The 13,756-nt window shown below is 69.7% G+C and carries 13 protein-coding genes; 10 read left to right on the top strand and 3 right to left on the bottom strand.

Annotated elements, in window-relative coordinates; genetic code table 11:
• The first annotated feature begins 51 nt into the window (after positions 1-51).
• The 9 genes from MME74_RS09475 to MME74_RS09435 all read left to right on the top strand — a co-directional run bounded on the left by MME74_RS09475 (position 52) and on the right by MME74_RS09435 (position 9,386).
• On the top strand, positions 52-654 hold the full coding sequence (locus MME74_RS09475) for a hypothetical protein (protein WP_267414606.1): 603 nt from the start codon (positions 52-54) through the stop codon (positions 652-654).
• 108 nt (positions 655-762) lie between these two features.
• Positions 763-1,524 carry a YebC/PmpR family DNA-binding transcriptional regulator gene (locus MME74_RS09470; protein WP_267418550.1) on the top strand — a complete coding sequence of 254 codons (762 nt, stop codon included), beginning with the start codon at positions 763-765 and terminating at the stop codon, positions 1,522-1,524.
• 45 nt (positions 1,525-1,569) lie between these two features.
• A complete protein-coding gene (ruvC, locus tag MME74_RS09465; protein ID WP_267414604.1) occupies positions 1,570-2,151 on the top strand; it encodes a crossover junction endodeoxyribonuclease RuvC in 582 nt (193 codons plus the stop codon).
• 9 nt (positions 2,152-2,160) lie between these two features.
• Positions 2,161-2,781 carry a Holliday junction branch migration protein RuvA gene (gene ruvA / locus MME74_RS09460; RefSeq protein ID WP_267414602.1) on the top strand — a complete coding sequence of 207 codons (621 nt, stop codon included), beginning with the start codon at positions 2,161-2,163 and terminating at the stop codon, positions 2,779-2,781.
• Positions 2,774-3,799: a Holliday junction branch migration DNA helicase RuvB gene (gene ruvB, locus MME74_RS09455; RefSeq protein WP_267414600.1), complete on the top strand. Its 1,026-nt coding sequence runs from the start codon at positions 2,774-2,776 to the stop codon at positions 3,797-3,799. Before ruvA ends, ruvB begins: the two co-directional genes overlap by 8 nt.
• A 72-nt stretch (positions 3,800-3,871) precedes the next feature.
• A complete protein-coding gene (locus tag MME74_RS09450; protein WP_267414598.1) occupies positions 3,872-4,273 on the top strand; it encodes a preprotein translocase subunit YajC in 402 nt (133 codons plus the stop codon).
• Between the two features lie 55 nt (positions 4,274-4,328).
• Positions 4,329-6,077, top strand: coding sequence for a protein translocase subunit SecD (secD, locus tag MME74_RS09445; protein ID WP_267414596.1), 1,749 nt, complete (start codon positions 4,329-4,331; stop codon positions 6,075-6,077).
• Positions 6,077-7,066, top strand: a complete 990-nt coding sequence (secF, locus tag MME74_RS09440; protein ID WP_267414594.1) for a protein translocase subunit SecF — start codon at positions 6,077-6,079, stop codon at positions 7,064-7,066. Before secD ends, secF begins: the two co-directional genes overlap by 1 nt.
• Positions 7,067-7,133: 67 nt before the next feature.
• Complete coding sequence (locus tag MME74_RS09435) at positions 7,134-9,386, top strand: RelA/SpoT family protein (protein ID WP_267414592.1); 2,253 nt, start codon at positions 7,134-7,136, stop codon at positions 9,384-9,386.
• On the opposite strand, the gene MME74_RS09430 is transcribed toward MME74_RS09435, so the two are convergent.
• Positions 9,373-9,924, bottom strand: a complete 552-nt coding sequence (locus tag MME74_RS09430; RefSeq protein ID WP_267414590.1) for a type IV toxin-antitoxin system AbiEi family antitoxin — start codon at positions 9,922-9,924, stop codon at positions 9,373-9,375. The two genes, MME74_RS09435 and MME74_RS09430, sit on opposite strands and share 14 nt — an antisense overlap.
• A 63-nt stretch (positions 9,925-9,987) precedes the next feature.
• On the bottom strand, positions 9,988-11,340 hold the full coding sequence (locus MME74_RS09425) for a DUF349 domain-containing protein (RefSeq protein ID WP_267414588.1): 1,353 nt from the start codon (positions 11,338-11,340) through the stop codon (positions 9,988-9,990).
• A gap of 214 nt (positions 11,341-11,554) precedes the next feature.
• Between MME74_RS09425 and MME74_RS09420 the strand changes: the two genes are divergently transcribed.
• Entirely contained in the window at positions 11,555-13,423 is a 1,869-nt protein-coding gene (locus MME74_RS09420) for an NAD(P)/FAD-dependent oxidoreductase (RefSeq protein ID WP_267414586.1), read from the top strand.
• Between the two features lie 25 nt (positions 13,424-13,448).
• Here the strand turns inward: MME74_RS09420 and MME74_RS09415 are convergent, their stop codons facing one another.
• Complete coding sequence (locus MME74_RS09415; protein WP_267414584.1) at positions 13,449-13,739, bottom strand: hypothetical protein; 291 nt, start codon at positions 13,737-13,739, stop codon at positions 13,449-13,451.
• Positions 13,740-13,756 lie beyond the last annotated feature (17 nt).

Below are 13,756 nucleotides of genomic sequence, written 5' to 3'. Positions count from 1 at the left end.
CGCTCGCGCCGGCTCGCGAGGAGCCCGATGGTCATCAGTAGGCTCGATCACATGATCAGCGCACGGGAATGGCAACTCATCGGCCTGAACAACCTCTACATGAATCTGCAGCGACTGCATGTCTACGATCGCGCTTCGGCGATGATCAGCGGGACGGCCGAGGACGAGGCGCGGACCACTGCGCTCCGCGGATGGATGGACGCGATCGTGGCGGCCCTGGAGCCGACGCTGCAGGGCCGCGAGCTCGACCAGGCGACGCAGGACTCGCTGCTGCCGCTGGTGCCCTGGCTTCGTGACGAGGTCGCGCGCTATTACGCGCTGCACGACCCGACCGCCCCGTTGCGGGAGCAGGCCGCGTTCGGAGCAGCCCACGTGCTCGCCTGCGACTACCAGGCGAAGGGCGAGCGAGCGATCGCCGAAGCGGTCGACAAGCCCGGGGATGCCGATCGCCTGCTGCAGCGCGTCCCGATGATGATGGCGCTGGTCCGTCAGGCGAACGCCGCGGTCGGAACCTGTGCCGCGGGTGAGCCGAGCGACGAGATCGCGGGGTACATCACCGAGCATGTCCGGGTCGCGCGTGGCGACGAATCGCGCATGATGCTGCAGATCGGCGCTGCCCCGGTGACGCTGCAGGGCCGAGACCCGCGCGAATGACGGCCGTGTGGTCGTCCGCCACGGTCGCCGCTCGGGCGACCGCGGCTTTTCGATAGAATGGACGACGCCCTGGGCACGCTCCGGGGCGGATACGACGAGCGGAGACTTATGTCCGGGCATTCCAAGTGGGCGACCACGAAGCACAAGAAGGCCATCATCGACTCCAGGCGCGCGAAGTCCTGGGCCAAGCTCATCAAGAACATCGAGGTCGCGGCGAAGCTCGGCGGCCCCGACCTCGCGGGCAACCCCACGCTCTTCGACGCGGTTCAGAAGGCCAAGAAGACCTCGGTCCCCAAGGACAACATCGACCGCGCGGTGAAGCGCGGTGCGGGCATCGGCGGCGAGGCCGTCGAGTACCTGTCGATCATGTACGAAGGCTACGGACCCAACGGCGTCGCCCTCATGATCGAGTGTCTGACCGACAACAAGAACCGCGCGGCCGCCGAGGTCCGCACGGCTCTCAGCCGCAACGGCGGCACGCTGGCCGACCCGGGCAGCGTCGCCTACAACTTCAGCCGCAAGGGCGTCATCGTCGTCGGCTCCGAGGGCACGACCGAGGACGACGTCATGATGGCGGCGCTCGAGGCCGGTGCCGAGGAGATCGAGCCGCACGCCGAGGGCTTCGAGGTCATCACCGAGGCGACCGACCTGGTGGCCGTGCGCTCGGCGCTCCAGGAGGCCGGCATCGACTACGAGTCGGCCGACGTGGAGTTCGTCCCGAACCTCAAGGTCGAGATCGACGCCGACACCGCCCGCAAGATCTTCCGCCTCATCGACGCGCTCGAAGACAGCGAAGACGTGCAGAACGTGTTCACCAACTTCGACCTCACCCCCGAGGTGCAGGCCGAACTGGAGAACGACGAGGCCTAGGCGCGCCACACGCCCCGTGTCGGTTCCGCCGCCTAGCCTGGAGGAGTGACCTCCTCTCTGCGCGTCCTGGGCATCGACCCGGGGCTCACCCGGTGCGGCGTCGGCGTGGTCGACGTCGACGGCTCGCGCCGCGGCACGCTCGTCCATGTCGGGGTGATCCGGTCCTCGCCGGATGCGGAGACCGGCGATCGTCTCGCGATCGTCGCCGCCGGCATCCGTGCCGTGATCGCCGAGCATCGTCCGGATGCGGTGGCCGTCGAGCGTGTGTTCGCGCAGCAGAACACGCATTCGGTCATGGGGACGGCGCAGGCCAGCGGCGTGGCGCTGCTGATCGCCGCCGAGTCCGGGCTGCCGGCCGCCACGCACACGCCGAGCGAGGTCAAGGCCGCCGTGACCGGCTACGGCGCGGCCGACAAGCGGCAGGTGCAGACCATGATCGCGCGCATCCTGCGCCTGGACGCGCTCCCGCAGCCCGCGGATGCCGCCGACGCCCTCGCCATCGCCCTGTGCCATGCCTGGCGTCGAGGGGGCCCCGCAGCCTCCGGGCAGGGTGCGCTGACGCCCGCGCAGCGCGCCTGGGCCGACGCGGAGCGTGTCGCTCGTAGTTATGTTCGAGCAACCCCGTAGGCTGAGCAGATGATCTCCTCTCTGCACGGCGTCGTCCTGCACACGACGTCCGATCAGGTCGTCATCGACGTGGGCGGGGTCGGGTTCTCCGTCGCCGTTCCCGCCGACGTGGCGCACACCGCCACGGTGGGGGAGAAGCTCCTCCTGCACACGAGCCTCATCGTCCGCGAGGACGCGCTGTCGCTGTTCGGATTCGCCGATCGCGGTGAACTGGAGATCTTCGGCCTGCTCATCAGCGTCACCGGGGTGGGACCGAAGTCCGCTCTCGGCGTGCTGTCGCATCTCACGGCCGACCAGATCGCCGAGGCCGTCACCGCCGAGGACGACGTGCCGTTCCGACGGGTGTCCGGCATCGGCCCCAAGACGGCCAAGCTCATCGTGGTGCAGCTGGCCGGCAAGGTGCACGCCCTCGCGAGCCCGTCGAAGCCGGCATCCGGGGGAGCGACCGACGTCGTGACGCAGGTCGCGGCGGCGCTGATCGGTCTCGGCTGGTCGGAGAAGGTCGCCACCGAGGCCGCGACGCAGACGGCCACGGATGCCACCGATGCGGAGCGCGGCTCGGTCGCGGCGCTGCTCCGGCGCACCCTCGCCCTCCTCGGCCCGGCGCAGGGAGGCCAGGCGCGTGTCTGACCCCCTCGACGCCTCCGAGCCGTCCGACGAGACCGAGCTCGCGATCGAGGGCGCCCTGCGTCCGACGAGCCTCGGCGACTTCGTGGGGCAGCAGAAGGTCCGCGGTCAGCTGCAGCTGCTCCTCGACGCCGCCCGCATCCAGAGCCGCCCGGCCGATCACATCCTGCTGGCGGGCCCTCCGGGGCTCGGGAAGACGACGCTCGCGATGATCGTGGCCCACGAGAGCGAGCGCCCCCTGCGCCTCTCCAGCGGTCCTGCGATCCAGCACGCCGGCGATCTCGCCGCGCTGCTCTCCAGCCTGGTTCCCGGCGAGGTCCTCTTCATCGACGAGATCCACCGCATGGCGCGCTCCGCCGAGGAGATGCTCTACCTCGCGATGGAGGACTACCGGATCGACATCATGGTCGGCAAGGGAGCGGGGGCCACGAGCATCCCGCTCGAGCTCTCGCCGTTCACGCTCGTGGGCGCGACGACGCGCTCCGGCCTGCTGCCGAACCCGCTCCGCGACCGATTCGGCTTCACCGGGCACCTCGAGTTCTACGAGGAGTCGGAACTGGAACAGGTGATCGCCCGCTCCGCCGCCGTCCTCGGCGTGGATCTGCCGACCGACTCGCTCTCGGAGATCGCCCGCCGCTCGCGCGGCACACCCCGCATCGCGAACCGCCTGCTCCGCCGGGTGCGCGACTACGCGCTGGTGCACGGCGGCGGTGCCGCGACGATCCAGGACGTCCGTGCGGCGCTGGAGCTCTACGACGTCGACTCGATCGGTCTCGATCGGCTGGACCGGGCGGTGCTCGAGGCGCTCGTCCGTCGCTTCCGCGGGGGACCGGTGGGCCTGAGCACGCTGGCCGTGGCCGTCGGGGAAGAGGCCGAGACCGTGGAGAGCGTGGTCGAGCCCTACCTCGTGCGCATCGGCTTCCTCGGCCGCACTCCGCGCGGGCGCGTCGCCATGCCGGAGGCCTACTCGCACCTGGGCGTTCCGCATCCGGACGGGATGCTTAAGTTGGATGACCTATAATCGCTGAAGACTTCCCGGTTACCTTCGCGCGCCCAAAGGCTGGAGCGTGCACCTGAGAAAGGCGCTTCCCCCATGCCCATGGAATTCCTGCTCTTCGGCCTTCTCGCCGTCCTCCTCATCTTCATGATCTTCAACACGCGCAAGCGTACGAAGCAGATGAAGGCCGAGCAGGAGGAGAAGGCCACCAAGACCGTCCCCGGCGCCAAGGTGCTGCTGCAGGGCGGCATCTACGGAACGATCGTCGCGTACGACCCCGAGGACCTCGACACCCCGGCCCTCGTCGAGATCGCTCCCGGAACCATCATCGACGTGCACAGCCAGGCGATCCTGCGTGTGGTCGAGCCGAAGGACGTCGTCGTCGAGTCGCCGGTCGACGAGATCGACGAGCCCGTCGCTGACGAGTCGATCGCGCCCGCCGTCGAGACTCCCGAGGAGACCCGCGCCCGCCTCGAGCGCGACGCCGACGACAAGTAAGTCCGCGGCCGGCGCGGCCGCTCGGATCCCCGTCCTTCCAGAAAGCTGAACACACGTGGCTTCATCCTCTCCCGTCCGTCACGCCTGGCGGGTTCTGCTCGGCCTGCTCCTCGTGACCGGCGTGCTCTTCGGCATCAACTCCCTGGGCGTGTACGTCCTCAAGGACGGTGACGGGAATCCGGTGAGCTCGTGGGCTCCCGAGCTCGCGCTCGACCTCCAGGGCGGCACCCAGATCGTCCTGAGCGCCGAGACGGAGGACGGGGCGGATCCCACGCAGGACCAGCTCGACCAGGCCGCGGCGATCATCCGCCAGCGCGTCGACGCCTCGGGCGTGGCCGAGGCCGACATCACGACCGAGGGCGGACGGAACATCGTCGTCCAGATCCCGGGTGAGGCCGACGCGCAGACACGTGAGCGCATCCAGGCCAGTGCACAGCTCGAGCTCCGGCCCGTGCTGTACACGACGGCCGCCGGCACCGAGTTCGTCGGCGAGGACGGTAACTCGACTCCGTACCCGAGCCCGGACCCGACGCTGAACGCCACGCCGACGGCCAAGCCGACGGACGCGAGCGACCTGTCCTGGGTCACGGAGAAGCTCGCCGCGGAGTTCCAGGCCTACGACTGCGCGAGCCCTGACAACGATCCGGCGCGCGAGCCGAAGGACAAGCCGCTGATCGCGTGCTCGCCCGACGGCACCCAGAAGTTCCTCCTCGGGCCGACGGAGCTCGACGGCACGGCCATCACCGATGCGTCGGCGGGTCGCGACCAGAAGTCCGGCGCGTGGATCGTCCAGCTGACCATGAACGGCGAGGGCGGCGACGCCTTCGGCAAGGTCAGCACGCGCCTGAACCAGAACCGCATCGACGGGCTCTCGCCCCGCGATCAGTTCGCGTTCGTGCTCGACGGCCAGGTCATCAGCGCCCCGCGGATGAACGGTGTGATCCTCGACGGGCGCCCCAGCATCTCGGGCAGCTTCACGCAGGAGTCCGCGACCACCCTCGCCGATCAGCTGAAGTTCGGCGCCCTGCCGCTCAGCTTCACGGTGCAGAGCTCGGACACGATCTCCGCGACGCTCGGAACGCAGCAGCTCCAGATCGGCCTGATCGCGGGTCTCATCGGCCTCGCGCTGGTCGCGATCTACTCGCTCATCGTCTATCGCGCCCTCGGTTCGGTGATCATCGCCTCGATCACCGTGATGGCGGTCCTGACGTACATCATCATCTGCATCCTCGCGTGGCGGCTCGGCTTCCGCCTGTCGCTCGCGGGCGTCGCCGGTCTGATCGTCTCGATCGGATTCACGGCCGACTCGTTCATCGTCTACTTCGAGCGAATACGAGACGAGCTGCGAGACGGCAAGTCCATCACCGCTGCGGTGGAGGACGGCTGGGGTCGTGCGAAGCGCACGATCTACATCTCGAAGTCGATCAACATCCTGGCCGCCGTGGTGCTCTACATCCTGGCCGACGCCACGGTGAAGGGCTTCGCGTTCACGCTCGGACTCACGACCCTCATCGACGTGTTCATCTTCGTGATCTTCACGCACCCCGTGATGCAGCTGCTCGCCCGGACCCGGTTCTTCGGTGGCGGACACAAGCTCTCCGGTCTCGACCCGGAAGCGCTCGGCGCCGTCTACCGCAGCCGCTCGCAGTATCGGGAGGTCGCGACGGCGTCCGCCGGGCGCGGGGCGAAGAACACGCGCTCCCGCGGCGAGGCGGAGCGCAGACAGACCATCGCGGAACGCAAACGCGCGGAAGCGCTCGCGGGCGATAAATCCTCGAAAGCCGGAAGTGAGGGAGACGCCTGATGCCTTCCATGAATGAGTTCGGCAACAACCTCTACTCGGGGAAGACCTCTTTCCCGTTCGTCGGCAAGCGCCGTCTGTGGTTCATCATCGCGATCATCCTCGTCGTCGGTTCCGCGCTCGTGCCGTTGGTCCGTCCGATCCAGTTCTCCATCGAGTTCACCGGCGGATCGCAGTTCACCGTGCAGGACCCTGCGACCACCGACCAGGACACCGCCACGACGGCCGTGCAGTCGGTCGTCCCGGGGGCGGCGACCAAGGTCGTCGTCCTCAACGGCAAGGACATCCGCGTCCAGACGGACCAGATGAGCGCCGAGGAGACCCAGCAGGTCGCCGAGGCCCTGGCCAAGGCGTACGAGGTCGAGCCCGCCGATGTGACCTCCTCGTTCATCGGCCCGGCCTGGGGCGAGAACGTCACGAAGCAGTCGCTGTGGGGTCTCGCGATCTTCCTGGCCCTGACCTTCCTGATCCTCGCGATCTACTTCCGCACCTGGAAGATGTCGGCAGCGGCCATCCTCGGCCTGCTCGACGTGCTCGTGATCACCGTCGGCGTCTACGCGCTGGCGGGCTTCGAGATCTCGCCGGCCGCCGTGATCGGCTTCCTGACGATCCTCGCGTACTCGCTCTACGACACCACCGTCGTGTTCGACAAGGTGCGTGAGAACACCACGGAGGACGGCGAGAAATCGGGCCGGCTCTTCGGGGAGTCGGTGAACCTCGCGGTGAACCAGACGCTCGTGCGATCGATCAACACCTCGGTCGTCGCGGCGCTCCCGGTCGGTGCCGTGCTCTTCATCGGTGCTCTCTGGCTCGGTGCCGAGTCGCTCACGGACATCTCGCTGTCGATCTTCGTCGGCATCCTGGTCGCCACCTACTCGACGCTGTTCGTCGCCGCGCCGCTGTACTCGCTCTTCCGAGAGAACGAGCCGCAGATCAAGGAGCGCGACGCGCGCGTGCGGGCGGCCCGCGAGCGGGCGGCGATCGACGCCTGAGCGGTCCCCTCGACGGGCGCTCGGCCCGTACAGCACGCGTAGGATGAACTGATCGGGAGGTGAGTTGATGGCGGAACCGCAGACGTCATCGCAGGGTTCGAGTCTGCGACGACTGGTTCCCCGCATCTTCTCCCGCGCGTCCCGGATCAACGACCTCGACAACCTGATCCGCACCGTCCGTGCGAACCACCCCAAGGGTGACTTCTCCGTCATCGAGCGCGCCTACGCGGTCGCGAAGGAGAAGCACGAGGGACAGAAGCGGCAGAGCGGCGAGCCGTACATCACGCACCCGCTGGCGGTCGCGCAGATCCTCGCGGAGCTCGGGCTCGGGCCGCGTGCGGTGGCGGCCGCCCTCCTGCACGACACGGTCGAGGACACCGGTTACGCCCTGACCGACCTGACCGCCGAGTTCGGCGACGAGGTCGCGATGCTCGTCGACGGCGTGACCAAGCTCGACAAGGTCAAGTACGGCGAGAGCGCGCAGGCCGAGACGGTCCGCAAGATGATCGTCGCGATGTCGAAGGACATCCGGGTCCTGCTCATCAAGCTCGCCGACCGTCTGCACAATGCGCGCACCTGGGGCTTCGTCCCGCCGGAGAAGGCGGCGAAGAAGGCCAAGGAGACCCTCGAGATCTACGCGCCGCTGGCCAACCGCCTCGGCATCCAGGCCATCAAGTCCGAACTCGAAGACCTCTCCTTCGCGGTGCTGCACCCGAAGATCTACAACGAGATCCACAGCCTCATCGCGCAGCGGACGCCGCAGCGCGAGAAGTACCTCAACCAGGTGGTCGAGGAGATCGACGAGGACCTGCGCGATCTCCGCATCCGCGGCAAGGTCGTCGGGCGCCCGAAGCAGCTCTACTCCGTGTACCAGAAGATGGTCATCCGCGGACGCGAGTTCGACGACATCTACGACCTGATCGGCATCCGCGTGCTCGTCGCCTCCGTGCGCGACTGCTATGCGGTGCTCGGCGCGATCCACGCCCGGTGGACCCCGCTGCCCGGACGGTTCAAGGACTACATCGCCACCCCGAAGTTCAACCTCTACCAGTCGCTGCACACCACGGTGATCGGCCCCGCGGGCCGGACGGTCGAGATCCAGATCCGCACCCACGAGATGCACCAGCAGGCCGAGTACGGTGTGGCCGCGCACTGGATGTACAAGGAGCGGATGAACGGCGGCGGCAAGACCGAGGTGCGCGCCTCCGACACCGACATGGCGTGGCTCGCGCACATCTCCGACTGGCAGGCCGAGACGGCCGACCCGGGGGAGTTCCTCGAATCCCTCCGCTTCGAGATCGGCGCGAAGGAGGTCTACGTCTTCACGCCGAAGGGACGCGTGATCGGACTCCCGTCCGGGGCGACCCCGGTGGACTTCGCCTACGCCGTGCACACCGAGATCGGCCACCGCACGATGGGCGCCAAGGTCAACGGCCGCCTCGTGCCACTGGAGTCCGAGCTCAAGAGCGGCGACGTCGTCGAGGTGTTCACCTCGAAGAACCCCGACGCCGGCCCCAGTCAGGACTGGCTCGGCTTCGTCGCGAGCACCCGTGCCCGCAACAAGATCCGCGGGTGGTTCACGAAGGAGCGCCGCGAAGAGGCGATCGAGCAGGGCAAGGAGGCCATCGCCCGCGCGATGCGCCGACAGAACCTGCCGCTGCAGCGTCTGATGAGCCATGACTCGTTCACGGAAGTGGCGCGGGGCATGCACTACGAAGACGTCTCGGCGCTCTATGCCGCTGTCGGCGAAGGACACGTCTCCACCCAGTCGGTGCTGGAGAAGGTCACGGCCCTCGTCGCGGCGAACGATCCGACGACCGGTGCCATCGATCTTCCCGGCAGCGTTCCGACGCGGGAGCCGCGATCCGGCGACTCCGGTGTGCTCGTGCGCGGAGCCAACGACATCCTCGTGAAGCTGGCGAAGTGCTGCACCCCGGTTCCGGGCGACGCGATCGTCGGTTTCGTCACCCGGGGCAGCGGCGTCTCCGTGCACCGCGCGGACTGCGTCAACGTCAAGGCGCTGAGCGCGGAGCAGGACCGTTTCGTCGAGGTGTCGTGGGCGCCGACCACGAAGAGCGTGTTCCGCGTGCAGATCCAGGTCGAGGCTCTCGACCGCTCCGGGCTGCTCTCCGATGTCACCCGGGTCCTCAGCGAGCACCACGTCAACATCCTCTCGGCGACGGTGTCGACGACCGACGAGAGGCTCGCCCTGAGCCGGTTCGTGTTCGAGATGGGCGACGCCGTGCACCTGGACCGGGTGCTCAATGCCGTGCGGCGCATCGACGCCGTGTACGACGTGTACCGCGTCACCTCGTCCTGACGGCGAGCCTTTCGAGCGCAGCCAGGCCCGCCCGGCTTCCCGGTACGCGCCGGCGTGCACGGAGCGCTTCTGCCGCCGCCTCGGCCGTGCCGGGGCAGGCGACGGCGAGGCGGCTCATCCAGGTCAGCACCCGAGGATCGCGATGCAGCGTGGTCGCAAGATCGAGCATGGTGCGCGTCGGGGTCGTGACCGGGATCCCGCCGATCATCGCGACGTCGACGGCGGGGACCATGGTGTCGTGGAAGATCAGGCGCGCGCAGGTCAGGGGGCGGAGGCGGCGCTCGACGCAGCGCCGCACATGATGCACACCCGGGGCAGCGTCACCGGCGCCGTGGATCCAGGCGGCGGTCGGTCCGCAGGCGGCCGTGCCCGCCTGCACGAGTGTGGCGATCGCGCCGGCGCGGACATCCGGACCCTCCACCAGGTCTGCCGGGATGTAGGCATCGCCGACCTCGACCACATGACCGTCGAGCCGGGCGGCGCTCAGCTCGGACTGGCTCAGCCGCCCGCCCGGAACATACAGAAACGCGGGGTGCATCACGCCAGTCTGGCGTAGTGCACCCCGCGTCTTCGGTGGTCGCGGGCGACTGTGGAGAACCGCTCAGCCGCCGAGAGCGTTCAGCCAGGCGCGGCGCGCCTCGAGGGCGTCTGCGGCTTCCTTCGCGGCCTTCTTGTCGCCGGCCTTCTCCGCGGCGGCGACCTCGGCCTCGAGCTTCTCGATGGCCTCGAGGAGCTGCGAGCTCATGTCGTTCGCGCGTGCCTTGGTCTCGGGGTTGTTCTTCTTCCAGTCCACGTCCTCGCGGGCCTTCAGACCCTGCTCGATCGTGCGGAGCTTGTCATCGAGGGCGCGCTCCTTCTCGCGCGGGAAGATACGGCCGATCTCGTCCCACTGACGCTGGATGCCCGTGAGGAGGGCCCGAGCGCGCTTGATGTTGGACTCGTCGGCGACGGCCTTGGCCTCTTCGAGGAGTGCCTGGCGCGCTTCGATCTTCGGAGCGGACTCGGCCTCCTCCGCCGCGGACTGCTCCGCGCGGGCCGCGTAGAGCGCGTCGCCGGCCGCCTTGAAGCGGGCCCAGAGAGCGTCGTCGGCCTTGCGCCCTGCGCGCCCTGCCGCCTTCCACTCGTCGAGCAGCGTGCGGTAGGCGGGGATCCCGTCGGTGCCGCGCGGGGCCAGAGCCTCGGCGCGCTCGACCAGGCGGGTCTTCGCGTCGCGGGCGCTCTTGTGCGCGTCGTCGAGCTCGGAGTAGAACGCGCGGCGCTGCTTGTCGACCACGGCGCGAGCGTCGCGGAATCGCTTCCAGAGCTGCTGCGAGATGCCCTTCGAGAGACGGGGGCCGTTCTGCTGCTGGGCCTGCCAGGCGTCGAACAGCTCACCGAGCTCTGCGGTCACCTGCTTCCACTGCACCTTGCTGAGGTCGCGGGCGGCGATGGCCTCGGCCTTCTCGACGAGAGCGGTGCGCTCGGCGATCGCCTGGTCGACGAGCTCCTTGGCCTGCTGCGCCTCCTGCTCGGTCGCCTCGGAGAGCGAGGAGGTGAGGGCGGTGAGTCGGTCGCGCAGCCCGGCGAGGTCGCCGACGGCAGCCGCATCGGTCGCCTCGTCGATCAGGTGCGAAGCCTGCTTGGCGAGGTCGCTCGCCGTGGCGCCTCCTGCCTGCTGGCGCTGTTCGAGCGCGTGCACCTTGAAGGCGATGTCGTCGAACTTGCGGACGAAGTACGCGAGAGCCTCGTCCGGCGTCCCGTCGGGGTACTGGCCGACGACGCGCCAGGCATCGCCTTCGCGGACCTCGACGGTGCCGTCTTCGGAGACACGGCCCCAATCGGCGGATGTCGACGACGATGCCGGCACCGGGGCGACGGGCGCGACGGCAGCCGGTGTCGGCGCCTTGCGGGGCATCGGCACAGCGGGCGGTGCGGGAACGGGCGGAGTCGGCTTCGAGGGCTCGGTGGCAGACACGTGATTCTCCTTGCGCGGTAGGGCCGCGGGAGGCGGAAAGGACGAGGCTCAGCCTAGTACGACGGAGCGCCCGGGGTGAGGCCGCCGGAGCGGACCCGACCGTTACCGATCTGTGAGGAGAACGTTCGCCGGAGGACACACCCGCCGTCACATGCGGGAAACATGAGGCTCCTATCGTCGCGAGGACGACAGCCTTCCGGTCGACAGGAGCACGATGACAGAGACCGCATCCTCGGCGCGCCGCATCCTGGTCGTGGGAGCGGGGGTCGCGGCGCACCGGTTCGTCGCGTGTCTGCTCCGCGACCCCGGCGCCCCGGTGCGCGTGACGATGATCGGCGAGGAGGGCCGTGGGCCGTACGACCGGTCCGCGCTCACGAGCCTCCTCTCCGGTGCCGATCCCGCGGAGCTCGAGCTCGACCGGGCGGTGCTCCGCGACGATCGCGTGCGTCTGATCCGCGACGAGCGGGTGCTGCACATCGACCGCGCCCGCCGCACGGTGCGGACGCGTTCCCGACGCACCTATGCGTACGACACCCTCGTCCTGGCCACGGGGTCGTACGCGGCGCGGGTCGCCGTCGAGGGCTCGGAACTCCCGGGATGCTTCGTGTTCCGCTCGATCGAGGACGCGGAGGCGGTGCGGGACTTCGTGGCGTCCCGCAGCCGTGAGCGCGGCCGTCCGCTCCGTGGCGCCGTGATCGGCGGTGGGCTGCACGGCCTGCGGGCGGCGCTCGCGCTGAGCGGGATGGGCGTCTCCACGACGGTCGTGCAGTATCCGGATCGCCTCCTGTCCGCGCACCTCGATCCGGTCGCCGCGAGCACCGTCCGCGCGGCCGTGGAAGCGCAGGGCGTGACCGTGCGCACGCGCACCCGCACGACGCGCCTCGACCCCGATGAGTCGGGTGCCGTCACCGCCCTCGAGTTCCAGGACGGCACTTTCGAACGCGCGGACGTCGTGGTCTTCACCGTCGGTGTGCGTCCGCGCGACGAGCTGGCCCGCAACGCCGGCCTCGCCGTGGATCCTCGCGGGGGCGTGGTCATCGACGACGGCTGCGGGACGTCCGACCCGCACATCCTCGCGATCGGGGAGGTGGCCAGGCTCGACGAGCGCGAGGTGTCCTTCGCGGGTGCGGCGCAGGTGATGGGCGAGGTGGCGGCCGCACGCGTGCTCGGCGGCGACGAGCGTCTCCTCCGGGTCGCCGAATCGGTGCACGCGACGCTCGGCGGGGTCGCGTTCGCGAGCTTCGGCGACCCACTGCTCCACGTCGGCGCCGTCGAGGTCGTGACGCACCGGGACACTGCGGCCGGCGTGTACCGGAAGCTCGTGTTCAGCGACGACGCTCGGACGCTGCTGGGCGGGATCCTCGTCGGCGATACCGGCGATCACGAGACCCTCCGCGCGGCGGTCGGGTCGCCGGTGAGCGCGGACGTGGCGGCTCAGCTGCTGCCCGCCGGGGACGGGGCGACCGACGGCCTCGGGATCTGCGACCACATCGGCGCATCGCACGCACGCCTTGTCGCGGACCTGCACTCCGCCGACGTCTCCCGGTTCAGCAGCGCACGTCCGCTCGTCGGACGCGACGGCTGCGACGACTGCACGCTCGCGATCGCGCGCGCACTCCTCGACCTCGCCCGCTCGCGCGCGGGCTGGAGCGGGGTGGCCGAACCTCTCGCTGCCGTGCGTCCCACGGCGCCTCTCCGGACGGACGGAACCTGGACGGTGCGGCCGCGGACCCGAGAGATGATGCTCTCCCCGGCAGATCTCGTCGCGCTGGGCCGGATCGCCGAGGAGTTCCGCCTGCAGCCACGGATCGTCGAGGCCGGGATCGAGCTGGACGGCGCGCGGCCGGCGCAGCTCGCGCCGCTGATCGAACGGCTCGCGGCCGCGGGGCTGGCGCCCGGCGACGGGGAGAGGGCAGCAGACGAGACGCGGCCGGCGACGGCGCTTCGACCGGACACTCGTCCGGAAGCTCCGGGCCGATCCGATTCCGCGCAGGGGAGGCGTGCGTCGGCTCCCGCGGCGTCGCGAGGAACGGTATCCGTCTCGAACGGCTGGGGCTATCGACTCGTCGGCGCCGAACCCTGATCGGGGAACGCCGGTGGAGTCGGGGTCACTCCGCGGGCGTCTCGGTGGGGACGGGGGTCGGCGACTCGGTCGGAGCCGTCGTCGGCTGGACGGACGGCGACGGCGAGGGAGCCGGTTCCGGTGCGGTCACCTGCGCATGCATGACCTGGCTGACGATCGCGGCGACGACGATGAGTGCGCCGACGACCGTGGCGATGGTGTTGTCGCGCACGCGACGCCGGACCTGTCCCTCGTGCCAGAGGTTGCGCGCGGTGTGCAGTCGCGCGCGCTCCGCCGAGGTGCGTGCCTGTGCGTTCTTGGAACCGCGTGCGGCCATGCCCGTGAATCTCCCGT

Origin of the sequence: Microbacterium oxydans, from assembly GCF_026559675.1 — a bacterium.
Lineage (GTDB): Bacteria > Actinomycetota > Actinomycetes > Actinomycetales > Microbacteriaceae > Microbacterium > Microbacterium oxydans_D.
Note: the sequence above shows the minus strand (reverse complement) of the source record. Positions and strands in the feature narration are given on the sequence as shown.